24 protein-coding genes are annotated in these 24,126 nt (G+C 55.9%); 4 read left to right on the top strand and 20 right to left on the bottom strand.

The annotated features are described in order from the left end of the window. Nucleotides 1-76: 76 nt before the first annotated feature. Nucleotides 77-640, top strand: a complete 564-nt coding sequence (locus ACR3FB_RS06155) for a flavodoxin domain-containing protein (RefSeq protein WP_480565087.1) — start codon at nucleotides 77-79, stop codon at nucleotides 638-640. Nucleotides 641-718: 78 nt separating this feature from the next. On the opposite strand, the gene ACR3FB_RS06150 is transcribed toward ACR3FB_RS06155, so the two are convergent. The 19 genes from ACR3FB_RS06150 to ACR3FB_RS06060 form a co-directional block, all read right to left on the bottom strand. Then, nucleotides 719-1,564, bottom strand: coding sequence for a universal stress protein (locus ACR3FB_RS06150; protein ID WP_480565085.1), 846 nt, complete (start codon nucleotides 1,562-1,564; stop codon nucleotides 719-721). Between the two features lie 88 nt (nucleotides 1,565-1,652). Beyond that, entirely contained in the window at nucleotides 1,653-2,030 is a 378-nt protein-coding gene (locus ACR3FB_RS06145; RefSeq protein WP_170376164.1) for a SnoaL-like domain-containing protein, read from the bottom strand. A 292-nt stretch (nucleotides 2,031-2,322) separates the two neighbouring features. Next, nucleotides 2,323-3,330 carry a LacI family DNA-binding transcriptional regulator gene (locus tag ACR3FB_RS06140; protein WP_480565082.1) on the bottom strand — a complete coding sequence of 336 codons (1,008 nt, stop codon included), beginning with the start codon at nucleotides 3,328-3,330 and terminating at the stop codon, nucleotides 2,323-2,325. Nucleotides 3,331-3,335: 5 nt separating this feature from the next. Beyond that, complete coding sequence (locus ACR3FB_RS06135) at nucleotides 3,336-4,505, bottom strand: dihydrodipicolinate synthase family protein (protein WP_480565079.1); 1,170 nt, start codon at nucleotides 4,503-4,505, stop codon at nucleotides 3,336-3,338. Between the two features lie 4 nt (nucleotides 4,506-4,509). Then, complete coding sequence (locus tag ACR3FB_RS06130) at nucleotides 4,510-4,818, bottom strand: Dabb family protein (protein WP_480565076.1); 309 nt, start codon at nucleotides 4,816-4,818, stop codon at nucleotides 4,510-4,512. A gap of 2 nt (nucleotides 4,819-4,820) precedes the next feature. Then, the gene (locus ACR3FB_RS06125) at nucleotides 4,821-6,407 is read right to left on the bottom strand and encodes a GMC family oxidoreductase (RefSeq protein ID WP_480565073.1); all 1,587 of its coding nucleotides are present in this window, start codon (nucleotides 6,405-6,407) and stop codon (nucleotides 4,821-4,823) included. A 16-nt stretch (nucleotides 6,408-6,423) separates the two neighbouring features. Then, entirely contained in the window at nucleotides 6,424-7,182 is a 759-nt protein-coding gene (locus tag ACR3FB_RS06120) for a 3-ketoacyl-ACP reductase (RefSeq protein WP_480565070.1), read from the bottom strand. Further along, a complete protein-coding gene (locus ACR3FB_RS06115) occupies nucleotides 7,179-8,669 on the bottom strand; it encodes a GMC oxidoreductase (RefSeq protein WP_480565067.1) in 1,491 nt (496 codons plus the stop codon). Before ACR3FB_RS06115 ends, ACR3FB_RS06120 begins: the two co-directional genes overlap by 4 nt. Further along, a complete protein-coding gene (locus tag ACR3FB_RS06110) occupies nucleotides 8,666-9,778 on the bottom strand; it encodes an ABC transporter ATP-binding protein (protein WP_425083414.1) in 1,113 nt (370 codons plus the stop codon). Before ACR3FB_RS06110 ends, ACR3FB_RS06115 begins: the two co-directional genes overlap by 4 nt. A 6-nt stretch (nucleotides 9,779-9,784) precedes the next feature. Further along, the gene (locus ACR3FB_RS06105; RefSeq protein WP_068340098.1) at nucleotides 9,785-10,666 is read right to left on the bottom strand and encodes a carbohydrate ABC transporter permease; all 882 of its coding nucleotides are present in this window, start codon (nucleotides 10,664-10,666) and stop codon (nucleotides 9,785-9,787) included. After that, nucleotides 10,666-11,559, bottom strand: coding sequence for a carbohydrate ABC transporter permease (locus tag ACR3FB_RS06100; RefSeq protein WP_170376146.1), 894 nt, complete (start codon nucleotides 11,557-11,559; stop codon nucleotides 10,666-10,668). Before ACR3FB_RS06100 ends, ACR3FB_RS06105 begins: the two co-directional genes overlap by 1 nt. Before the next feature lie 101 nt (nucleotides 11,560-11,660). Next, the gene (locus ACR3FB_RS06095) at nucleotides 11,661-12,899 is read right to left on the bottom strand and encodes an ABC transporter substrate-binding protein (RefSeq protein ID WP_480565938.1); all 1,239 of its coding nucleotides are present in this window, start codon (nucleotides 12,897-12,899) and stop codon (nucleotides 11,661-11,663) included. 68 nt (nucleotides 12,900-12,967) lie between these two features. Further along, nucleotides 12,968-14,491, bottom strand: coding sequence for an aldehyde dehydrogenase family protein (locus ACR3FB_RS06090; protein WP_480565064.1), 1,524 nt, complete (start codon nucleotides 14,489-14,491; stop codon nucleotides 12,968-12,970). Nucleotides 14,492-14,495: 4 nt separating this feature from the next. Beyond that, nucleotides 14,496-15,263 carry an enoyl-CoA hydratase/isomerase family protein gene (locus tag ACR3FB_RS06085; RefSeq protein ID WP_480565061.1) on the bottom strand — a complete coding sequence of 256 codons (768 nt, stop codon included), beginning with the start codon at nucleotides 15,261-15,263 and terminating at the stop codon, nucleotides 14,496-14,498. Further along, nucleotides 15,260-16,831: an acyl CoA:acetate/3-ketoacid CoA transferase gene (locus ACR3FB_RS06080; RefSeq protein WP_480565058.1), complete on the bottom strand. Its 1,572-nt coding sequence runs from the start codon at nucleotides 16,829-16,831 to the stop codon at nucleotides 15,260-15,262. Before ACR3FB_RS06080 ends, ACR3FB_RS06085 begins: the two co-directional genes overlap by 4 nt. After that, complete coding sequence (locus tag ACR3FB_RS06075; RefSeq protein WP_480565056.1) at nucleotides 16,831-17,832, bottom strand: Gfo/Idh/MocA family protein; 1,002 nt, start codon at nucleotides 17,830-17,832, stop codon at nucleotides 16,831-16,833. The genes ACR3FB_RS06080 and ACR3FB_RS06075 overlap by 1 nt, the downstream gene beginning before the upstream one ends. A gap of 212 nt (nucleotides 17,833-18,044) precedes the next feature. Continuing rightward, nucleotides 18,045-18,869, bottom strand: a complete 825-nt coding sequence (locus tag ACR3FB_RS06070) for a TauD/TfdA dioxygenase family protein (RefSeq protein ID WP_480565053.1) — start codon at nucleotides 18,867-18,869, stop codon at nucleotides 18,045-18,047. 43 nt (nucleotides 18,870-18,912) lie between these two features. After that, nucleotides 18,913-19,320: an SMU1112c/YaeR family gloxylase I-like metalloprotein gene (gene gloA2, locus ACR3FB_RS06065; RefSeq protein ID WP_480565050.1), complete on the bottom strand. Its 408-nt coding sequence runs from the start codon at nucleotides 19,318-19,320 to the stop codon at nucleotides 18,913-18,915. A gap of 614 nt (nucleotides 19,321-19,934) precedes the next feature. Further along, nucleotides 19,935-20,912 (bottom strand): serine hydrolase domain-containing protein, encoded by a 978-nt coding sequence (locus ACR3FB_RS06060; protein WP_480566479.1) that lies wholly within the window; start codon nucleotides 20,910-20,912, stop codon nucleotides 19,935-19,937. A gap of 205 nt (nucleotides 20,913-21,117) precedes the next feature. On the opposite strand from ACR3FB_RS06060, the gene ACR3FB_RS06055 reads away from it, so the two are divergent. Then, nucleotides 21,118-22,098, top strand: a complete 981-nt coding sequence (locus ACR3FB_RS06055) for a hypothetical protein (RefSeq protein WP_480565047.1) — start codon at nucleotides 21,118-21,120, stop codon at nucleotides 22,096-22,098. A gap of 207 nt (nucleotides 22,099-22,305) precedes the next feature. On the opposite strand, the gene ACR3FB_RS06050 is transcribed toward ACR3FB_RS06055, so the two are convergent. Beyond that, nucleotides 22,306-23,010, bottom strand: a complete 705-nt coding sequence (locus ACR3FB_RS06050) for a helix-turn-helix transcriptional regulator (protein WP_480565044.1) — start codon at nucleotides 23,008-23,010, stop codon at nucleotides 22,306-22,308. 106 nt (nucleotides 23,011-23,116) lie between these two features. On the opposite strand from ACR3FB_RS06050, the gene ACR3FB_RS06045 reads away from it, so the two are divergent. Beyond that, on the top strand, nucleotides 23,117-23,554 hold the full coding sequence (locus tag ACR3FB_RS06045; protein WP_170689768.1) for a VOC family protein: 438 nt from the start codon (nucleotides 23,117-23,119) through the stop codon (nucleotides 23,552-23,554). A 41-nt stretch (nucleotides 23,555-23,595) separates the two neighbouring features. After that, nucleotides 23,596-23,952 carry a VOC family protein gene (locus tag ACR3FB_RS06040; protein WP_170376129.1) on the top strand — a complete coding sequence of 119 codons (357 nt, stop codon included), beginning with the start codon at nucleotides 23,596-23,598 and terminating at the stop codon, nucleotides 23,950-23,952. Nucleotides 23,953-24,126: the final 174 nt, after the last annotated feature.

Below are 24,126 nucleotides of genomic sequence, written 5' to 3'. Positions count from 1 at the left end.
GATAGAGATCAAGGGCAATGCACGACACTTATTCATAATAAGCAATCTATTCAGACCGATTTATGGGAGGATCGGAATGACCGTACTCATCGCTTTCGCCACGGTCGAAGGCCAGACAGCGAAGATTGCACGCTTCATCAGCGATCTTGCGAAGAATGCCGGTTTCGACGCAAAGCTGATCAATACCGATGAAATACCCAGCCACGTTTCGCTTGACGATGTGGTCAAGGTTATTCTCCTAGCCCCTGTCCACGAGCGTAGGCACCCCAATTCATTCGAGGCATTTATCGCTTCAAATAGAGATGCCTTAATGAAGCGAAAGTCTCTCGTGCTTTCCGTCGGTTTAAAAGCTGCTTTTGCGTCAGGTCGAGAAGAAGCCCGTGACTATCTTGACGAAATGCTTCTGCGAACAGGTTTTAAACCAAATACGACGGCTTTGATCGCAGGCGCGGTGAGGCCCGAAAACTACGGGTATTTTGAGAGGGAGATCCTTAAGCACGTCGTCTTGCTCGGTCGAAAAATCGATCCACGAGAAGGAGCACGAGAGTTTACGGACTGGGATGAGCTAACGTCAATTGTGATAGAGTTCCTTGGCGATAACGGTCGGGCAAACACGCTTCAACCTCAAGCAAACTCTTAAAAAATAGTTTCTCAAGTTTTTACCGATGAGTTTTAGTAGCTATGGCTCTCAGAAAGCTACAGTCGCCGGCTCAATTCATCAGTGTCCGAAAAGCACCGGTAAACTTGTCTGCTCCAACATTGCTTGCGTCGCGCCCCCAAAAACTGACTCGCGCAAATGGGAATGCCCATAAGCGCCCATAACAACGAGATCGGCCCGCGCTTCGCTTGCTCGTTCTTGAATGCAGTCTGCAATTGAATTCCCCCCGCACTGGAACTGCGACACGGTCACGTTGCAACCGTGATGGCTGAGCCATTCAGCTAGGTCAGTTCCGGGCACGCTACCTTCTACGTCCTCAGGCGACGGCAAATCAAAACACCCAATCACAACTTCTTTGGCCGCCACGAGAATGGGTAAAGCTAAATGCGTCGCCCTGGACGCAGGCAAGCTGTCATTCCATGCCAAAAAAACGCGCTCGCGTTGGGCAAACGGGTCTCCATTGATCATCAGAGCGACAGGTGAATGAAACAACACTCCGCACGCGATCTTGTGAAATAAATCGTGGTCTCTTCGCAATCCAGCGTCTAGATAAGCGATATCAGAGCATTTGGCTTGTTCTACTACAAGTTGCTGTAACTCTGCTCCAAGTCCCATGAAGCCAGTTACATTTGCAGATACGCCCTGCCCAGCAAGAAGCGCTTCAACTTCAGTGGCGCGAGACTTCAAGGCGGCATTTTTCGCGTGAAGAACGTCCAACCAGTTTGAGGGAAGACCTGCTTCAACGAACCTGTTTGATCCATACTTCAAGTAAGGCAGGTTAGGTAAGGCCGCGATCAATACGCAATTCAAGTGGTGGTTCTGGATACGGGCAGTTTCAGCGCATTCCAAAATCGACGCGCTGTCAGCATCAACTCCTACAAAATATGCCAATGTTCTGTGTTGCATTCCCGACCTCCGTCCGGAATTTAACTTTGCCCGAAAGCCGTGCGCACTGATTAAGCCAACAAATAGTCGATGTTGTTGGTCACTCTTCTCACTTCGGCAGCATGAAGAACTCTTCCAGCACAATCTTGCCTTCCGCCACCGAATACACTGCGATCTCGCGCAGGGTCATACGCTCACCCGTCGCCTTCTGAACCACTTCGGCTCTGAAGCGGACTCCAAAGCGGTTGGGTGGGTGGACATAAGGGCCATCCACTTCTAGTTCTTGGATTTCATGCGATGCCAACCAGTCCTCTCTTTTTCCCTTGATAGCTTCGCGACCCTTTGAAACGCGAAATTGTCGAACCGGAGGCACAACGGCTTCAATCGACTGCGCGTTTTCGGCATACATTTCATCAACACTGCCAAGGCCTCTGCGTTCACGCATGGCCTGGACGAAGGATCTACCGATTTCAATCAACTCTTCCATGAATCCCCTCCCCTAGATTGCCATTGAGTGTACCACTTCTTACCCGCTCAATTCTTGACAAGGATCAATAAGCACATTGGTGGAAAGTTTCGGGAGTCACGTCGATGCCACGCTTGTGCAGCAGATCTTCAAGATTCCGATGCGAGAGCGGGAAGCGGATGATCTCGCGACTAGATTCGAAGTTTTTGAAAAAGTCAGGTCTGGTTATGGCAAATGCTACGCAACCACCTTGCCGCGCTCGACCAAAGTTCTTCTGACAAGACCTCTCGAAGAGAGCTGGAATAGCCTTTTGCTACACTGTGTCTTTCGTAGTTTGCCTCAATACCAAGCGCGTTGAAGTCCGCGTGTGTTGCGCAGGCGCGGCACCATCCTGCAACCACAGTAAAACAGTGTCCGCAACTTGTTCTCCAAACTCAGAGACGCCGCAATGTACTGTAGACAAAGCTGGCCAGCACTCTGATGCTTCCTTGATGTCGTCGAAACCGACAATCTGAAACTCCGTTCCAATTTTAACCTGAGTTTCATGGCAGGCATTGATCATCCCAAAAGCAACAAGATCATTGAAACAAACTGCGGCATCGCACGCAGGATGCTCCTTGAATAGGTGGGCCGTCGCTTCATGTCCAAATGATCGGCTGGATTCCCCTGTTTTCACAATAGGCTGCAAGTGGTTGTCTTTCATGGCACTGATATAGCCGGACAGCCTTTCCTGAGTGACTTCGGCACCATCCAGACCACCGATAAAGGCGATGTTTCGCGCGCCTGTTTCGATCAGGTACTGCGTTGCCGTGCGTCCACCCTCTGCGTAATCAGGGGCGATAAAGGGAAACCTGCCCGTTTCGCTTTCAACTTGTCGCAAGACTTGCATCAATGGAATGCCAGCTCGCTCTACCGCGGAGAGGGTGTTTGTGACATCGCCATAAGCTGGCGAAAGGATCAAGGCAGAAACACCGTGCTCGAGCATTGCGCCCACCACCTGATCCTGAAGTTCGGGGTCTTCGTTCGTGTTGGCCAACACAACCGCATAGCCTCGGGACCCCAGCGCCATTTGCAACGAAGTCGCAAACTCGGTGAAAAACGGGTTGGTTAGGTCGTTGATCACCAAACCTATTAGCGCCGTTCCCGTGGCTCGCAGATTTGCCGCCGATCGGTTGTAGACATACCCGATCTCTTTCATCGCGGTATGGACGAGCTTGCGTGTGTCCGGCTTCACCTGTGGGCTGCCCTGCAACACAAGGCTTACCGTCGACTTGGAAACGCCCGCAGAGTTGGCGACATCTATGATCGTGGGTCTTCGCATTCAGGCTATTGTTCAACTCCATGCAAGCTGAGAAGCGTGGTCATCCGTGCTTTAGCCAGTTCAGGATCCGAGAGTAAACCGGCCTGATCCGCCAATCTGAACACTTGCGCGTAGTGGCAGATGTCTCGGCTGGATTGGAACCCACCCGGCATGATGAAATGAGACTGGGCTCCGTTCAGCCATGCCAGATAGGCAATCCCGGCTTTGTAGAACCGCGTCGGAGCCTTAAATATCTCTCGGCTGAGGGGAATAGTCGGTGCGAACAGCGCGTTGTAGCGATCCATGTCGCCCATTGCCAACGCCTCAAGCGCCTGGCTGGCGGCGGGGGCGATAGCAGCGAAAATGCCAAGCAGAGCGTGCGAAAAATGCGTTCCATCCCCGGCAATAAGATCGGCGTAGTTGAAATCGTCACCTGTGTAGAGGCGCACGTCGTCCGGCAGCCGCGCGCGGAAGGCTTCTTCATGTGCCTGATCAAGCAAGGATATTTTTATCCCGTCAACCTTGGCGGGATTTTCGTTGATCAGGGACAACACAAAGTCGCTGGCCGCGTCGATATCCGTGATACCCCAATAGCCCGTCAATGCAGGATCGAACATATCGCCAAGCCAGTGCAGGATTACTGGGTTCGCCGCCCCATCGATAAGCGCGCGATAGACGTCGTGATATGTGTCCGGACCCGCGTTGATCGCTGGAAAGGCACGTGACGCCATGAGGATCAATTGCCCTCCGGCGGCCTCGATAGCCTCGGCCTGGTGCTCGTAGGCTGACAGAATTTCACCTGCTGTGTTCAACGCGCTTAGAGGCAGATGATCGGTCCCAGCGCCACAAGCCACCCGGGGCGACAACGGATGCGCTTGCGCCGCCTTCATTGTGCGCTGGATCAGCTCCAACGCGGTCTCCCAATCGACACCCATACCCCGTTGTGCGGTATCCATAGCTTCGGCCAGACCCAGCCCCTGATCCCAGAGCCCCTGACGAAATCGCAGTGTCGCTTCCCAATCAACCGTGGGGCGTCCATCCCAGGGGTTACGTTCTGCCAAAGGGTCTGAAACCACATGAGCCGCGGCAAAAGCCGTACGTGTCAGAGGCACTTGCGGCGCGCGCGGCACTAGCGGCGTTCCAGTCAGCGCATAGGGTTCCAATTGCCCATCTAGATTTGGCAAAATCAATTTCATTGTCTCAAACCTCCAAATCCAGAACCAGAATGCCGTCGATACCACCCACGGCGTTCTCAACCAGCTGCGCGCCCAGCGCCTTGTGCGTTTCGTTGTTCTGATAGGCCTCCAGAGCGGCCCAATCGTCGAAATCGATCACGAACCCATGCATGTATCCGCGTTCGATCTGCTCGGGGCTTTCACTGCGCCCCCCGGTGAACCCGCTGGCTCCGGGAAGGGCCTTGGACACGTCCTCGAGGCCTTTGTAGATGGCTCCGATTATGTCTTCGGTCACGTCGGCGCGGAATTTGGTCAATACGATGTGGCGGATCATTTTTAGAAACCCTGATCTTGTTTGATCATGTCGGCCGCTTTTTCCCCGATCATGATTGTAGGTGCATTGGTGTTGGATGAATTGACCGTCGGCATAATCGACGCATCCGCGACGCGGAGCCCTTCGATCCCATTGAACCGCAGGCGCGGGTCCAGCACGGCTTCGGCGTCGCTGCCCATACGGCAGGTGCCAGCGCAGTGGTGCGATGTTTTGGAGTGTACACAGATAAAATCGAAATACTCCTGCTCGGTCCGCACGTCCGGGCCCGGCAAACGTTCGGCCAGGATGTACGGCTTCAGCGCATCCTGTGCGAGGATGTTCTGCACCAGTTTCAGCCCCCGAATGGACATCTCGCGATCGTAAGGATCCGCCAGATAGTTGGGATCAATAAGCGGCATCACCGCGGGGTCTGAACTTTGCAACCGGACGGTTCCGCGTGACCTGGGGCGCAGGAAACAGGCGTTCAGCGTAACCCCGCCGTTGGGCATCGCCTCGACCCCAGCCTCAATGCCGGTACCAAGCCCCAGATGCATTTGAAGATCCGGCGAACGCGCATCCGGGTCTGCGTACCAGAACCCACCCGTTTCGAACAGGCTGGACGCGACCGGTCCCTTGCGCGTGAAAAGGTATTGCAGACCTGCGAAGGCTGAAAGGTGAAGTTTGGCGAAACGGTCATAGGTGTGCGGGCCGGTCACTTCGCAGATCGAGTACAAATCCAAATGGTCTTGCAGGTTCGCGCCGACCTGAGGCTGATGATAGACCGCGTCGATACCAAGACCGTCCAAATGATCCGCTGGGCCAATACCCGACAGTTGCAACAAGCGGGGTGAACCGATGGCACCTGAGGACAGAATGACCTCTTTCGCGGCCAGGATCTTGTCCCCGTTCAACATCTCGACACCAGTCGCCCTGCCCTTGTCCACGATGACACGGCGGACCTGTGCGTTGGTGCGCACCGTCAGGTTCGGGCGGCTGCGGTTCGGCGCGATAAACGCCATCGCAGCAGATGAGCGTCGCGCATTGCGCTGGGTCAGCTGATAGTACCCCGCGCCATCCTGTTTTGCCCCATTCACATCGCGCGTTTCGGGAATCCCCACTTCCCCTGCGGCCTTGATGTAGGCATCGCAGATTGGCAAAGGGGCTGCGGGCATGGACACGCCAAGCGGTCCGCCTTTGCCGTGAAACTCGTCATCATAGGTGTCGTTGTCTTCGGATTTTTTGAAATAGGGCAGCACGTCGGCATAGCTCCAACCCTCGCACCCCATCTGTCTCCAGTCATCGTAGTCTTGAGCTGCACCCCGCGTGTAGATTTGCGCGTTGATCGCAGACCCTCCGCCGATCACCTTGGCCTGGGTGTAGTTGAAGACTTTGTTCTGCATGTGCTTTTGCGGAACCGTGGACCAGCCCCAGCTGCCGATACCCTTGGTCATCTTCGCGAACCCGGCTGGTAGGTGAAAGAACGGGTGACGGTCGATGGAGCCGGCCTCCAGCAACAGCACACGCGCCGAGGGTTCTTCGGAAAGACGCGCAGCGATCACCGAGCCTGCCGAGCCGCCCCCAATGACAATGAAATCATATCCTTCAGACATTCTTATGCGCCCTGGCTTACAGACGTGAAATCGACAAGCCGCCATCCACCGGGATGGCGGCGCCGTTCGCAAAGTGCATCTGCCCCTGAACAAGTGGGACGACGACGGACCCAATGTCCTCGGGCGCACCCCAGCGTGCCGCGGGAACAAGACCGCCTTCGATACGGTCGGTGTATTTGTCGCGCACGCCAGCCGTCATCTCAGTCGCGATGATGCCCGGTCGCAGCTCAAAGACACCGATGCCTTCGGGGGCCATACGTACTGCGAACAACTGAGCCATCATCGCTGCGGCCGCCTTGGACACGCAGTACTCGGCGCGTTCGATCGATACCATTGTCGCGCTGACAGAGGTGACAAAGGTGATTGATCGATAGGTATCGTGCGGCTGCTCCAACATGCGCCGAGCCACCTCTTGCGCCAGAAAAAACGCGCCACGCAGGTTGATATTCTGCACGAAATCCCAGTTCTCGGGCTTCAGATCCAGCATGTCACCACGCACCGGTGCCCCTACGCCTGCGTTGTTTATCAACGCGGTGATCGGGCCCAAATCGGCTTCGATCTGATCCAGTATCGTCGGAACGTGATCAATGTCGGACACATCGTGCTGCACATAGATTGCGCTTGGGCCAAGCTCTTCCAAAGCCGCCCTCACGACCGGATTGTCGGGTGCAGAGCGAGAGGCTATTGCGACCTTATACCCCGCCGCGATCAAGGCGCGCGCCACCCCTAGTCCAATGCCCTGTTGTCCTCCGGTCACCAATGCTGTTCCGGTCATGCGGCGAACTCCGTTTCAATGATATGACGCCCCGCACGGAGTGCGAGTGCGGCTATCGTGAGGGCCGGATTCACCGCCGCTGATGTCGGCAGAACTGACGCGTCAACGATGAAAAGGTTTTTGTGGTCGTGGCTGCGGCAGAACGTGTCGACGACACTGCTTGCCGGGTCATTGCCCATCCGCGCCGTGCCGCATTGATGCGACGGAGTGCGCCGATCAAATGGTCGCGACAGTACCACGGGAAACCCGGCCTGCTTCAGATGCGCCTTTACCCGCGCAACCAGGGCCTCGTGCGCAGCCCAATTCGAGCGTTTCCAATCCAGCCTGATCTGGTCACCTTCGACCGTCACCCGGCTGTCTGGGTTCGGCAGATCTTCGGACATGGCATAGAAATCAAAACTGCGATTGGCGATCAGTGCTGCAAGTGGACCCGGAAGATGGGTTTGCGACGCAAGGATCGGTCCAGTGATCTTTCCCAACATCTGAATGTTACCCAAAGGCAAGCCACCCTGTCCGTCGCTGTTGTAATAGTCGTTGAACATCAATGTCTTTTGATAGACCGCCCTGTTTCGACGCAGAGGATGAAGGGCCAGAACCGCCGAGCAATTGTGGTTCATGAAGTTACGCCCGACCTGATCGGACCGATTGGCAAGACCGGTTGGACAATTGTCGTTCGCGGACTGCAGCAACAGGACTGAGGACTGTACCGCACCTGCCGCGAGCACGATGACCGGCGCACTAAGGGCACCGTGGCCATCAACCTCGACGCTTGTGACGCGACCAAAGGCATCAGCCTTCAGTTTTCGGACACGCGCGTTAGTTAAAAGTTCGACATTCTCGTGCTTCAATGCTTCGGTAAGCGCACAGGTTTCGGCATCCATTTTGCCGCCGCATGTATTGGGAAACGCATCCCAAGTTGTTTGCCCAGCCTCTAGCCAGGTCTCAATTTCCACGCCCAAAGGCACTGAGGATGGCGTCAGGCCTACTTGGCTTAGCCGCGTCCTCAGGTCTGCAATATCAACCTCATCCGGCACAGGTGGGTGCGGGTAATCCCCACTGTGCGGTGGCTCGGTGGGATCTTCTTTGGTGGTCCCATGCGCGTCGTAAAGCTGTTCCGCGGCGGTATAATCCGGCTCCAGCACTTCGTAGGGCATGGGCCAGCCGTGAGAGTAGCCACCCATATGCTGACGCGGCTCAAAATCCTCTTTCCGATAACGTATCAAAGCTGCGCCGTAGAACTTGGAATTGCCACCAACGCAGTAGTAGTTTCCGGGATTGAAAGGCTCGCCTGCTCCATCCAGCCATGTTTCGTCGGGGCGGAAGTGCCCATTGGCAAAGATCGCCCTTGGGTCTCGATCCTGAGATGAGGGCTGCAACCACTCTCCTCGTTCAAGGATCAGAATGCGACGACCGGACGGAGCCAACGCGGCAGCCAGCGTTGCCCCCCCTATACCCGACCCAATGATTATGACGTCAGCCCGATTCATGGGAGGATCCGCATCTCGCTTTCGGGATCAAAAGCCACGGCCTTTTCCATGTTAACTGCAAAGTTGAAATCCTGACCCGGTGCCACTTCGGCATCCGAACGCATACGCGCGATCACATCTCGTCCGCCCAATTGCATCGAGACGAAGGTGTCCGATCCAGCGGGCTCCGTCACCACGATACGGTTGGTCATCTGCGCGACGTTCGACGACTTTCGATCCGCGCCATCCATATCGGTGATAGTCTCAGGGCGAATTCCCAACAAAATCTCGCGCCCATCCCATGCGGCCAAGTTGTCTTGGCTGAACGGAAGTTGCGCCATAGATCCGTCGTGAACGGCGACCTCTGCATGGGGGCGGCCATTCAAAACCGTAACCTTGGCCGGTACCACGTTCATCGCGGGCGAGCCCATAAACGTTGCAACGAAGATATTCGCAGGCGTGTCATAGATTTCCTGCGGCGTGCCCAGTTGCTGAACATAGCCGCCGTTCATCACGGCGATGCGGCTTGAAAGCGTCATCGCCTCGATCTGGTCATGCGTCACGTAGACGATGGTGGTGCCGAGGTTCTGATGTAGCTTCTTGATCTCGGTTCGCATGTCGACGCGAAGCTTGGCATCGAGGTTCGAGAGCGGTTCATCGAACAGGAAAACGTCCGGGTTCCGCACCAACGCGCGACCCATTGCAACCCGCTGACGTTGACCGCCGGACAACTGACCGGGCTTGCGATCCAGCAACTGCTCAATCTGCAAGAGCTTGGCAACTTCTTGCATCGCTTTGTCGCGTTCAGGCTTGGGCACACCATGCATCTCAAGACCGAAAGTGATGTTCTGCCCGACCGTCATATTGGGATACAAAGCATAGCTTTGGAACACCATGGCGATGTTGCGGTTGGACGGGTGCACCCCGTTCATCACCTGGTCCTTGATGCGGATTTCACCGCTGGTGATCTCCTCCAGCCCCGCGATCATGTTCAGCAGAGTGGATTTGCCACAGCCCGAGGGACCGACCAGCACCAGGAACTCACCCTCCTGCACCGAGATATCGACCTTGTGCAGAACCTCGACCGCCCCGTAGGATTTGGTCGCGTTGTCTATGTCTAGAAAACCCATGAGGTCTTATCCTTTCACCGAACCCGCCATCAGGCCGCGGACGAAGTATCGACCGGCCACGATGTAGACGAGCAGAGTTGGCATGGCCGCCAGAATGGCGCCTGCGAAATGAACGTTGTATTCCTTCACACCGGTTGACGACTGCACCAGATTGTTCAGTGCCACCGTCATTGGCTGGCTGTTGGCATCGGCAAAGGACGCGCCGAACAGGAAGTCATTCCAGATGTTGGTGAACTGCCAGATGATCGAAACCACGGCGATCGGCCCGGAACTGGGCAGAAGAATACGCCAGAAGATCTGGAAGAACCCGGCACCATCGATCTGCGCTGCCCGGATCAGCTCGGTCGGGAACACCGCGTAATAGTTGCGGAAGTACAGCGTGGTGAAGCCAATCCCGTAGACAACGTGGACAAGCGCAAGACCCCAAGTGGTGCCAGCCAGCCCGATTATGCCCAACATCCGCGCCATTGGGATCAGAACAATCTGGAACGGGATGAAGCAGGCAAACAGCATCAGCCCAAACAGGATGGTGTCGTATTTGAAGCGCCATTTCGTCAGTACGTAGCCGTTCAACGCCCCAAGAATGGTCGAGACGATCACCGCCGGAACCACCATCTTGATCGAGTTCCAAAAGTAAGGCTTCAGCCCTGTCGGATCGACACCGATCTGCGCCGAAGACCACGCCTTGAGCCACGGCTCAATCGTGAACACCTGCGGCAGGTTCATCATGCCGCCGCCGGTGATCTCTTCCAAAGGCTTCACCGAGTTCACCAGCATGACGTAGAGCGGCAGCAGGTAGAACAGACCGAACAGAAGCAGCACCAGATAGATCAGCGTGCGTGTAACGCGGCCCGTTCGAATTGCGGTATCCTGAGTAGCTTGAGACATCAGCGTTTCTCCCGCAATTCGGCGTAGAGATAGGGGATCATGATCGCCGCGATGGTCATCAGCATGATCGTGGCCGACGCCGCACCGATCCCCATCTGGTTCCGTGTGAAGGTGTAGGAATACATGAAGGTCGCAGGCAGTTCGGTTGCGCGACCGGGTCCACCCCCGGTCAGGGCGATGACAAGGTCAAAGGTCTTGATCGCAAGATGGCTGAGGATCACAAAGGCCGACAGGAAGGCTGGTCGCAGTTGCGGGATAATGATCCGGCGATAGAGGTTCCAGTTCGAGGCTCCATCCATTTGCGCAGCCCGCAGGATCTCGTTGTCGATCCCACGCAGGCCAGCCAGAAACATTGCCATTACGAAGCCGCTTGTCTGCCAGACGGCCGCTAGAACCACCGTGTAGATGGCGTAATCACGGTTTTTTATCCAGTCGAACTCGAAGCTGGTCCAACCCCATGTATGCATGACGTTTTCCAGCCCGATGCCAGGGTCAAGGAACCACTTCCAGGCTGTACCGGTGACGATGAAGCTCAGAGCCATCGGATAGAGGTAAATCGGACGCAGCAGCCCTTCCCCCCGGATTTTCTGATCAAGGAAGATCGCCAGACCCAGGCCGATACAGGTGCAGATCACGATATAGAGGCTCGCGAAAATCCCCATATTGATCAACGAGGTTTCCCAATGGCTCAGCCGCCACAGTTTGTCGTAGTTTTCCCATCCGACCCATCCAAAGGACGGCAGGATGCGACTGTCGGTGAATGACAGGTAGACCGAAAACAGAATGAACCCGTAGACAAAAACCAACATCATCGCCAGCGACGGCGAAAGGACCAGCTTGGGTATCCAGTTCTGAAGGCGTGTCTTAAAATCCGCGTCGGCTGAAGCAGCCATGGCGCGCCCTCCTCGTTCGAGTCGTGTTAGATCAGAGCTTTTGCGCCCACTTGGTGACAGGGCGGCCAGACTGCCGCCCCATCGGGAGGATCACTTATGGATCACTTGGCGATCGAAACGGCGTCAACCAGTTCGGTCACAGCATCTTCGCTGCCGTACTCGCCGTTAAAGTGAGCGGTCACAACGTCATAGACGGCGTTCTTGACTGACGCAGGCGCGGCATGTCCGTGCGCCATCGAGCCGAACAGGTTGCCTGACGAAGCCGCAGCAGCCAAGTCTTTCATGCCTTGCTGACCACACGCATCCAGATCGCTGCCGTCCACGTCTGTCCGCGCAGGCACCGAGCCCTTCACCTTGTTAAAGGCAATCTGGAACGATGGTGACAGGATCGCGCTGGCCAGCGCGGCTTGCTCGGCCGATACCGTACCGCCCTGGTCAAACATCATGAATTGGTCAGCGTTGAAGGTGACCTGATCCTGAGTGCCCGGGAAGCGGAAGCACAGGAAGTCCTCACCCGGCACTTTGCCCGCATTCAGGAATTCGCCTTTGGCCCAGTCACCCATCATCTGGAAACCGGCTTCACCGTTTATGACCATTGCTGTCGCCAGGTTCCAGTCACGACCCGAGAAGTTCTCATCCACGTTGTCGCGGATAAAGGCCATACGGTCGAACGCCTCTTTCATCGCGTCGCCACCCAGCGTTTCCTCGTCCAGGTCGATGAAGGCCGCTTTGTAACCGTCAGGCCCCAGCGTCGACATCGCGATAGCATCGAACACGGTCGCGTCCTGCCATGCCTGACCACCATGCGCGATCGGAGTGACGCCAGCAGCTTTCAACGCCTCAACTGCTGCGACGAATTCGTCCCAGTTGGTGGGCTGAGCAATACCGTTAGCGTCCAGCACCGCCTTGTTCGCCCAGACCCAGTTGGTCGAGTGCACGTTTACAGGGGCCGAGACCCATTTGCCGTCATGCTTGGCGAAGGCTTTCAGCGCATCTGGGACGACGTCATTCCAACCTTCCTGGGCTGCCACTTCGTTCAGATCGGCCAGCGCGCCCTGATCGGCCCAGTCCAGAATGTCAAAGCCCAGCGCCTGAACGGCTGTCGGAGCGTTGCCTGCGGTGACGCGTGCGCGCAGAACGGTCATGGCCTGCTCACCACCGCCACCGGCTACAGGCATGTCGGTCCATCCAATGCCCTGTCCGGACAGATCGTCCTTGAGAACGTTCAATGCTGCGGCCTCACCGCCAGACGTCCACCAGTGCAGAACTTCCACGTCTTCAGCGTGCGCAAGGCTGGTCGTGCACAATAGACCTGCTACAAACAGCGATTTTGTCTTCATAAATTTACGCATTCTTGTTTCCTCCCTTAATGCGTTATTCTCACTCGGGACCAATCTGGCGCCCGGTCTTAGTCTTGCGGAACCCATGGCGCCCGGCTGTTGCCGATGCGCATGACCACTGATTTCACTTCGAAGAATTCCTCGAACCCATATCTTCCGATTTCCCGCCCCTGCCCGGATTGTTTGACCCCACCGAAAGCGACCTCGGGGAACCCGTCCATCCAGGTATTGGTCCAGACCGTTCCCGCTTCTGCTCGGCGGGCAAACTCTAGGCAGGTGTGAACGTTTTCGCTCCAGACCCCTGCCGACAGACCGTAAGCGCTATCATTGGTGAGCGCGATGGCTTCGTCCAGTGTTTTGAAAGTCAAAACAGACAGAACGGGCCCGAATACTTCATCGCGGGCAATGGGCATGTCGGGCGAGACGTCGGAAATCACCGTCGGCTGATAGAACTGAGCGCCGAGGCCTTCGACCTCCAGCGGCTCACCACCCAGATCAATAGTCGCACCCGAAGCCTGCGCCTGTTTGACATACGCGTCGATTTTTGAGTTGTGCTCGGACGTTACGATAGCCCCAACCTGCGTCGTCGGGTCCAGAGGATCGCCGAATTTGACTTTGCGCGACAGGGCGACGACACGTTCGCGGAAGTCGTCAGATATATCCTCATGCACGATGATGCGACTGCTTGAATTGCAGCACTGGCCAACATTGAAATAGACACCGAACACAACCGCATCCGCCGCGGCATTCAGATCGGCGTCGGGAAAAATGACCTGAGGGTTCTTGCCCCCAAGCTCAAGCGCAACTTTCTTAAGTGTATCCGATGCTACCGCGCTGATCGTCTTGCCCACAGCCGTCGAGCCCGTAAAGCTGATCATGTCCACGCCGTCGTGGCTGGACATCACGCTTCCGACAGGAACACCGTAACCCAGAACGATATTGCATACACCGGCGGGCAATCCGGCTTCGATCAACAATTCGCCCAGCATCAAGGTTGTCGACGGTGTCATCTCAGACGGCTTCACAACAACGGTGCAACCTGCCGCCAACGCGAAGGGTAGTTTCTGACTGAGTATCCAGAACGGGAAATTCCATGGTGTAATGATGGACACGACACCGATGGGTTCCTTCAACACGACACCCATCATATCTGCGCCAAGAGTATTATGGCTGTCGCCGTGCGTGCTGCGTGCCAATGAGGCCGCATAGCGCCAAAGGTCCGCTGCACCGCCGACCTCACCCTTGGATTGACTAATCGGCTTACCGCTTTCCAGCGTTTCGATCAGCGCGATCCGGTCGACATTCTGCTCAATCAGGTCGGCAACCTTCAGCAATACGGTGGCCCGTTCTTTGCCCGATGCCCGGCTCCAAACACCGCTGTCAAACGCCTTACGCGCCGCCTGGATCGCAGCCTCGGCTTCAGCCTCGCCACCCAAGGCCGAACGGCTGACGATATGCCCGTGCGACGGCGAGCGCCGTTCGAACGTCTCACCCGACGCGCTATCCTGCCACCTGCCATCGATAAGATGCCGACCTTCAAACACCGGCGGCAGCTCGAACGGGATAGCAGGATTGATGGTGATGTCTTTCATATTGTCATAGGCCCGAAAATGTGGGGTTACGTTTTTCCATGAACGCAGCAACGCCTTCTTCGCGGTCAGCCGAGGCCGCAATTGCTGCACTACCAAGGGCTTCGACCACGGCATGAGTGTCTTCACCGACCGCTGCATGGATCATGTTTTTTGAGATTTCGGTGGCGCGAGGCGAAAGGTCGCTCAGTTCTGCGGTGATCTCAAGCGCGCGCGCCAGAACGTCGCTAGCCAGCTCGGTCGCATAGCCCAAGGCCACGGCACGATCAGCACCAATACGGCGCCCGAAGAGTGCCATTTCTTTCACCGCAGCTTCGGGGATCAGACGGGTCAACCGCTGTGTCCCGGACCAACCGGGCACGATCCCAACCCGAGCTTCGGGCAAAGCCAGCGTGGACCGCGGGGTCATCAGGCGCAGATCGCAACAACTGGCCAGCTCTAGCCCGCCGCCGAAGGCGTGACCGTTGATCGCTGCAATTGTCGGCCTGCCGATCCGCGCCAAGCGATCAAAGATACGATGCCCGTCACGGACCCAATGGCGCGCGAATTCAGCGGGGCTCAGACCGCCCCAAGCGCCAATATCGGCCCCACAACAGAAGGCTTTTTCGCCTGCGCCAGTCAGAACAAGCGCACGAATTGACGTGTCACGCTCGACCTCTTTCAGGCCAGCCTCCAGCGCGTGCAGCATATCCACAGTTAGCGCATTGAGCTTGGCCTCGTTGTCCAAAGTCAGGACGGCGGTTGCACCCTCGATGTGAATGCGAAGCTTGCTCACAGTGTCATCCCCATCGGGCCAACTGCGAATAGCGACTTGGGCATCTGAACCGCGTTTTCCGCGACTTTGACGCGACCGCCCGAAGCTTCGATAATATCACGCTGCGCCTCAATGCCAGGCATGATTTCCGTCGCGACCAGTCCCTGATCTGTTAGGCGAATGACGCACCGCTCAGTCACATAGAGAACATCCTGACCGGTTTCACGGGCACGGCGGCCCGAGAATGTGACATGCTCGACCTGATCCACCATCTTAGTGAATTTTCCTGGGGCATTCACTCGGATACCGTCATCCGTCAGATCAATCTTGGCGCCGGCTTCAAACCAGCCCGAGAACACGATCTTTTTGGCCCGCGCGGTAATATCGACAAAGCCGCCGCATCCTGCAGTCAAATAAGGCTTCTTACCGAGTTTGGAGACGTTCACATTGCCTTCTACATCGACCTCGAGGAACGAGAGGAACGACATGTCGAACCCGCCGCCCTGGAAGTAGATAAATTGCTGCGGTGACGGAACAAAGGCATGTGCGTTGGATGCGCATCCAAAGGCAAAGCCGGTCAATGGGACGCCGCCAACGGCCCCCTGCTCAATCGCCCATGTCACCGCCTGAGGATGCCCCTCCTCCAACAAAACACGCGGGACCATTGCGCTGATGCCAAAGCCCAAGTTGGCGCTCATGCCGCTGCGCAGTTCTTGGGCGGCGCGGCGCGCGATGACCTTCTCGACACCATGCCCGGCCAGCGAAAAACTGTCCCAAGGGCGCATAATCTGGCCAGAGATCGCAGGGTCATAGGGCGTCTCTGTCGTTTGCATCTGCTCTGGGTCTTCAACGATCAGGTCGACCAAGTGACCTGGCACGCGCACGTCATGGGGGCGCAAGCTACCCGCGGCAGTCACACGTTGAACCTGTGCGATCACGAGTCCACCGTGGTTGCGTGTGCAAATCGCTTGCTCCAATCCGCCCAGATAGGCACCTTCATGTTCATAGGTCAGGTTGCCAAACTCATCCGCCGTGGTTGCGCGCAAAACGCACACGTTCGGATTGATGTTTGGGAAGTGCAACCAAGTCTGACCGTCGAATTCCTTTCGGTTAACAATTGGAGCCGCCGCACCACGCGCGTTCATCGCGCATCCTTCTCGAACAGGATCCACGAAAGTCTCAAGCCCGACCTGCGTCAGTACACCGGGTCGATGCGCTGCGGCTTCGCGGTGCATATCGAACAGAATTCCCGATGGTACGTTGTATGCGGCCACTCGATCTTCGACGATCATTTTCCAGATTTCCGGCATCTCAAGGCTGGAAGGACCCGACGGGTATGAACCGGCGAGAACGCGGCTTAGCAGTCCATCCTGCGCCAGATAATCCATTCCCCTCACGCCATACATATCCCCGGCAGCGATAGGGTGCAGCGTTGTAATATTGCGCGGATGCCCTTCAGTGCGAAACCGCTCTCCAAGTTCCTTCAGCACGAGGTCTGGGCACCCCAACGCAGAGGACGACGATACGGTGACAACCGCATTGTCTGGGATACGAGAAACGGCCTCGGAAACGGAAACAAGCTTGGTCATCAAAAACCGCCATAATCTATGTTGATACGATCACCCGACGCTGCGGCCTCACGAACGCTCAGCGCGATTGACAGCGATTTCACTCCATCAGGTCCGTCGGCAGCAGGACGGCCTTGTCCCGCCGCTGCGGCGACAAATTCCGAAACGCCTTGAACATAGAGAGAGTGGTCCGAAAACGGGATCTCTTCACTTCCGGCTTCAGTCACCAGCTGTATTGCCCCAACCGGGCGCTGCGTCATGACGCCATCCGCAAAAATCGAACCCTCGGTTCCATGCACCTGCAGGCCAGACCCGGCAAAGGGGTGCGTAAAGCTTTCATGCGTCATGACCATCGCGCCTGAGGGCATCTTCCAGACGGACATGCACGAGTCTTCGACACCCTGCCCCATCCCAGAGCTGGTCATTTGGGCGACAACAGACACCGGGTCTTCATTTAGCAGGAAGCGGGTGACATCCGCGTCATGAACGACGATGTCTGGGATCACGCCACCACCAGCATCGGCCGAATTGATACGCCACCCCTGCAAGTTTTCGGGCAAATGCACTGCGTGATTGATGCGCAGCGAAAGAACCTCGCCGACGCGCCCATCTGCGATCTGGTCGCGAATGGCACGATGACTGCCAGAGCATCTCAGGTGGTGGTTAGTACCAAAAGTCACGCCAGCCGCGTCGGCTGCACGCACCATTTCGACAGCTTCCGCTTGCGTCATCCCGAGCGGCTTTTCACAAAGAACATGCTTACCAGCCGCGATGGCAGCCATCGCCTGACCATGGTGCTTCTCATTTGTGGAAGAAATGTAGACGGCTTTCACGCCATCGTCAGACAGCGCCGCGTTCAGGTCTGTGGTTGCATTGGGAATACCGTGCTCCTTAGCCCAGGTTTGCACCCGGTCAGGCGAATTACTGACGACCCAGGTCACGTCGTTACCTGCCTGCTGACGCACCGCGTCCAACATATATTGCGAAGCTATAGTGCTCGCTCCGACAAATGCCCAGTTCATCTGATTTCCCTGCTATTGGAACGTTCCAAGACTTGTATTGGAACGTTCCAAATTTGACAAGAAAAAACTCTGTGCGCACCATAAATGCAAGAAAACATGGCTAAAAACGCGACGCTTGCAGCCTCATCCAAAATAATCACAGGGGATCGATGAGATTCACGGCGTGCCTACACTCTGACTGAGTCGCAGAAATTCGCCGCGCGCTACCAACATCAACGCGTCAGAGCGACCCCTTCCACGGTCACCCTGTGCATAAGACGTCGAAACCCATGGTAGTCGTTGATCGCTTTGTGCCACGTCGCTCTGTTATCCCAAATGGCAATGTCCCCTTCCTGCCAACGCAGGCGACATTGGAATTCAGGCTGCTTGCAATGATCATAAATCATACCCAGCACTGCGGCAGACTCCTCCGCGCTCAAGCCTTTGATTTCGGTCGTGAACACAGGATTGACGAACAACCCTCGCCTACCGCTAAGAGGATGCGTGATGACAACGGGGTGCAAAGCATCTTGCGTGGCAGCGTCAGCGTTCCCCAAACGGCCGCTTTTCGCGGCTTCTGTGTCCACGATGCTGGCCCCGAAGACATGGCGAGAGGAATGCACCGCCCACAAATCATCTAAGAAACCACGCATTGTGGGCGACAAAGCTTCGTAGGCGGCAGCCATCGACACAAACAACGTGTCGCCACCATGGGGCGGAACCTCAAGGGCGTGCAGGATCGAGCCCATAGCAGGCTCCTGATCATAGGAGTGGTCAGTATGCCACCCCTCTCCCACAGCTTCTTTCTGATCCTTCTCTTTCAACACCGTGGCAATCTCAGGATGGCCGTCCACCGGTTTGAAAAATCGGTTCACATTGATTGGGCCGAACCTTCTCGCAAAGGTCAGATGCTCTTGCGGGCTAACACTTTGACCCCTCAGTGCGATAACGGAATACTCTACGAAGGCTGACTTAATTGCGTCGAATTGATCTTCACGCCGGATGTCCGCCCCGACGATTTCCGCACCCAATCCACCGGTGAGAGGTTTTACTTCCATGCGCCTTCCTCCCTGCTTCGCTCAGCCTAAAAGACGAGAAATATCACTTCATAGCAATCGGCTTCGCTTCATACAGCTCCAATGGAAGATCGTCCGGGTCGGTGAAGAAAGTGAACCGATGGCCGGTATATTCATCGACACGGATATCTTCGACGAGGACACCTTTCTGTTCCAGGCTGTTTTTCTGCGCCTCGATATCATCCACAACAAACGCAAGATGCCGCAGACCTCGTGCTTCTGGACGAGACATGCGTTTGGGCGGGTTGGCAAAGGAAAACAGTTCAATCTGAGAGCCGTCCGGCAACGCCAAATCCAGCTTCCAAGATAGCCGCTCAGCCCTGAAATTCTCCGCAACAATTCTTAAACCTAGCGTCTCTGAGTAAAACGCCTTGGACCGTTCATAGTCCGAACAAATGACTGCAGCATGGTGGATTGATTTCAGACTAGTCACGGGCAGTTATCCCAATTATATCAATAGCTTAAACCAAATTCTTAAGGTAATTTTTCACTACACCTTCGATGCTGATCGAGAAAACCAAGAGCTGTTTGGCCAAACTTGGCAACCGAACCATACAGGAAAACAGAGCAGTATTCATCAAGCGTCTGTGAACTCGCAGCCGACGTTGTAGGCAACTCGTGCCAGCGGCGGCTCGCGGCTCGAAAACAACCTTCAAAAAACATGTTTCGTGATTTCCGATTTGAGAGCCAATGCCGCCACTCTCGGCCGCCTACAAAATCTTTTGAAAGAACTGAGCATTGCTCTCAGACAAATTCGAACCAATCTCAATTGCGCCAGTTGGAACAGTCCTCAATGCCGCGCAAAGATCGCGCCACTCAAGCAAATTCAATCTGAGCAAGTTTTTTTGATGGAACTGTCTCGACCCGCAAAGCGAGACTGTCGGAACATAGTCAAGTAGGCCACTTCCTCTTTCACCTTTCAGAAGAGTAACTTGATCAGCTGTCCAGATGCTCCGTCGCTCCACCGAAGAAGAAAGCTGTTTGATAATCCAACTCAGTTGAGGCCAAACGTGACCAACCCTTAACAGTGTTTTTGAAAAGGTCCCCCTAGGTCGCGTTTAAAATCGGACCATCCAGCAAACTGACCAAATCTCCAAAGTATCCTCCAGAACGGGCTGGACGCGTAGGATCAGAGGTGATTGCGACAGCAAGGTTTCGCTCAGGATGGGCCGCTATGATTTGGCCTCCATACCCACGCGCCAATGCATAGCCCGAAGGGGAAAGAAACCAGCCATAGCCGTAGTCTAGTCCAGAGAAAGGTGAACGGCCGTGCGGCTTGGTCGATTCCAAAACCCAACGCTCAGGAATGATTTGCGTGTTGGCAAAAGCCCCGCGGTCCCGAAGCAACACCGCGATCTTCAACATCGAACTCGGCGTAATCGCCATTTCGTTCCCACCCAAGTAGTAACCCTGTGGATCCTTCGTCCAAGCGGGAATCTCGATACCAAGTGGTGCACCCAGCCTCTCTCGCGTCAGTCTCAATAGGCTTTGTCCGGTCGCCACGGTCAACGCTGCGCCAAGCACATGGGTCGATCCTGTAGAATAGAGCATCTGCTCTCCGGGTTCAGCAACCATCGGTCGTGTCAACGCGTCCGCGATCCAGTTGGGAGAGTTGATCCATTCTCCGTAGTTGCTGCCCGAGGTTCTTTCGAGTCCTGCCCGCAGCGTCACCAGATCCTCCATCGTAATGCTTTCGGAACCGGGTGTCGCATTAGCGGGCAAAAGTCGCGGCGCGACCTCCTGCAAGGTGGCATCTACAGATGGGATTTCCCGCCGGTCGATCGCCGTCCCAAGCAACAAAGCCACAATGCTTTTCGAACACGACTTTATGTTGGCCGGTCTATCTAGGCCTGCACCCTGTTGGGCCTGCGCGAAAATGACCTCGTTTCCGCGTTGAATTTGAAGTGAATGCAACTGGGGAAGACCGCTGATTGCATCATTCAGTGCCACCGCTTGTCCCCGCGCAATATACGGAGCACAAATTGCGGCTGCGGTTACCAACAGGAACTTGCGACGTGTAATCATGGCATTCATTTGGAAGCAAATCTCGGAATGTCCAGACACCTGCGCAACATCCTAGGATTTATTGTCCTAGATGTAAGAAAGCCTCTGCAAACGAAAAGTGGGATTTGAGGCAACAGGAGACTTCGCTTGTAAACTTGGCCAGCATCCTAGCGCGCAAGAACTGTGGTAGACTGAACCCGAGGACATTCTAGCAGGAGATTTCCCGTTGCTACCGAATTCACTCCGTCTCGCACTCTCGGTCATAACAATCGCCATGTCGGTGGGCGCCCTACCGGACCGCGCCAATGCGATAACGCAAGATGTTCCAGCGTGGCTACAAAAGCACGTGGGTACAGGTGAGGGGCAAATCGCGCCGATCGTTCTGGAAAGGGCACGAGCGCTTTACATCAAGAAACTACGCCGAGGCGAAGTCAGGAACCCTTGCTACCTGGCCAAGGACGCAACCCGCCCCAGCACTGCAAGAAACGGCAATCCGGGCAAGCGTTTTTACGTCATCTGCGAGTCACAAAAGTCGTTCCGAGCGGTTTCGTCCGGCTATGGCAATGGCCGAAAACTCCAGCGCGCCAATTTTTCGAATGGCCGACAATGCGCGAAGAACTTCAGCAATGCAGAGGGCTCTAAACTAACCGCCGGAGGCGCCTATGTGACGGCTGAAACCCGCACGTCCTTCAAAGGCTACCACAGTCATTCCGGCAAAACGCAGCCGTTCTACCGCACGTTTCTTTTGTTTGATGGTGAAGGAGAAACGAGCAATGCCCGCGAGCGCGCCATCGGAGGCCATCCGGCTGTCTTCCTGAAGTGGCAATGCAGGTTCAAAAACCCTCAAAGCACGCATGCAGACAACGATGGCTATGTCCCTTACGGAAGGCTTGTGAACTACACTGGTGGTCGTAGCAATGGTTGCACAACCTGGTCACAATCCGCCTCAAAAGAGATTTTGGCGCTTGTAGAAGGGAACCCAACAACCCTGTATATCTACCCAGAATCCAAAGACATAAACGCTGTCGCCAAGGCGGTAAAAAAGGGAAAATCACTTTCTCGAGCTGGAGTTTACTGGAACGCAGCTTGCCTAAAAGCGATTGGTGAACCAAAGTTTTGGCCCAAAAGCAGCCTACAGCCGATCATAAATAGTTGGAGAGCATCTTTGCCCAAACAGCCGCCGTTGGAATTGCCGATCTGCAAGTAAATTGCAAAGCAGAACCTAGGCGCGCTGCCCTTCAAGCCTTTGTGCTGTGGGCTCGATGCTGGCGTTCAGCGAATTTCGCTCAATACCTGCTTTGCGGACGAAGCCAACCTTCGGTCCACTCCAAGAAACTGGCGGTTACGGCCCAAACGAGCCGTTGCTAAAGCAGCGCTGCAGATTTCGCAAAGCGGTCCTGCGGCAAGCCCCGCCCTATGCCCCTTCTTCATAGCGCTTTCGTTCTGCATCACCTGCATCGCGCCATTCGGCGAGGAGTAGGTCCATTCGCCGAGGAATACTGTCTTCGAGGACCTCCGCGTCAATGATCCGCTCTGTCCGAAAGTAACGAAAACCTTCTCGCATCTCGCACCATGCGGCGATGATGCGGCTGGTGTCTCGATAACCCAGCAGTATGGGCCATATCACGCGACGGGTCTTTGGGCCTGAGTTATCTGAATACTTCAAGGCTATCTTTTTGCGACACCGAATGGCCAGACGAATTGCCGCCGCGCCGAGTACTTCATCCGGCTGAGTGACGGGCGCGACGCTGACCGCCGGCTGAAGAAACGACGTCCGGTACTTGTCAGGTGCGACAGCTTCCAGCTTGGTGATCAGCTTCTCAGCCGCTAGCGCAAGCTCGGGTTCGCCTCGGGTCTGGACCCACAGCACACCAAGCGTAACGGCCTCGATCTCATCCGGGGTGAGCATCAGCGGTGGCATATGAAAGCCGGGCTCCAACGCATAGCCGACCCCCGCCTCGCCATTTATTGGCACGCCCTGCCCCATCAGCGCAGCAATATCGCGATACACCGTGCGTTTGGTCACGCCCAGTTCCTCACCAATGGACTGGGCTGAGATCGGGCCTTTGGCGCGCCTCAGAATCTCGATGACTTCAAATAGCCTGTCGCCGCGCCTCATGTGATCTCCTTTCTAAGAAACAGATCATACTGACACCATGCTGACAACACGCTGTCAGCATAGGCGAGGTAAAAGCAGGAAAGGCTTCAACCAAGGAGATTAGAATATGAGACGTTTCATTGCCTTAACCCTCGCCGCTGTTCTGCCAACAACACTCGCAGCGGAGTCTTCCGAGCGGCGGGGAACTGCGACGATCATGGCCATGGGCGCCTATGTGCCGACCGACAACATGGAGGAATCGGAGGCTTTCTACCGCGCCCTGTTCGACAGTGAACCGACAATCGGGCTACCAGAATTCGTGGCGTTCGACGTGGCTGGTGGCTGGTTCGCGATCGTGTCACGGGATAAGTACGCACCGGGGGCCGAGGCAGGTTCGGGCGCGGTTCCCTACCTGCAATCCGCCGATCTGGAAGTCTTGCACGCCCGTGCCATTGCCGCCGGCGTGGCCGCTCCAAAGATCATCGAAGAGCCGGGCATCCACCTGCTCAAGATCACCGATCCGAACGGTCAACTGATCGAGTTCTTCAGACTGACCCATCAGTGACGCTCTCAACACTCCGCGCTATCTTCAAAGGACATCGCACCATGCAAATGAACTACTTCGTCGTCGGTACCAACGACATGGCCGCCGCAACGCACTTTTATGATCAGCTTTTTGGTCAAACGGGTATGGAGCGTGTCTCGCCCACCGACAGAATGACGTACTGGCTCGGACCTGGCATTGCCTTTGCAGTAGCCATCCCGTTCGACGAAAACCCTGCCACCAATGGAAACGGAACCATGGTCGGCTTCAGCGTCGGGTCGGCTGAAGAGGTCGAAAGGCTGTATGCGTTGGCCATCGAGCTAGGTGGCACGAGCGAAGGCGAGCCGAACCAACGGGGACCGCGTTTCTCGGCCTACGTCAGGGATCCGGACAGCAACAAGATTTGCCTCTCCGCCTGAGGGCAGGTCGCAAGTGCAGTTCCTGATCGAAAGGAGAAGGTTTTTTAGCCCGTTCTTTTGGGCGTGAATGGGTGGAGAGGTAAGCTTGTCCTCGATGCTGCGCTCGCAAAGGATTTAGTCGTCACAGCGATCAATCGTTCTGCAGACAAGGCACCCGATCTCAAAAAAGACTGC

The organism is Ruegeria sp. AO1 (genome assembly GCF_056535985.1).
Note: the sequence above shows the minus strand (reverse complement) of the source record. Positions and strands in the feature narration are given on the sequence as shown.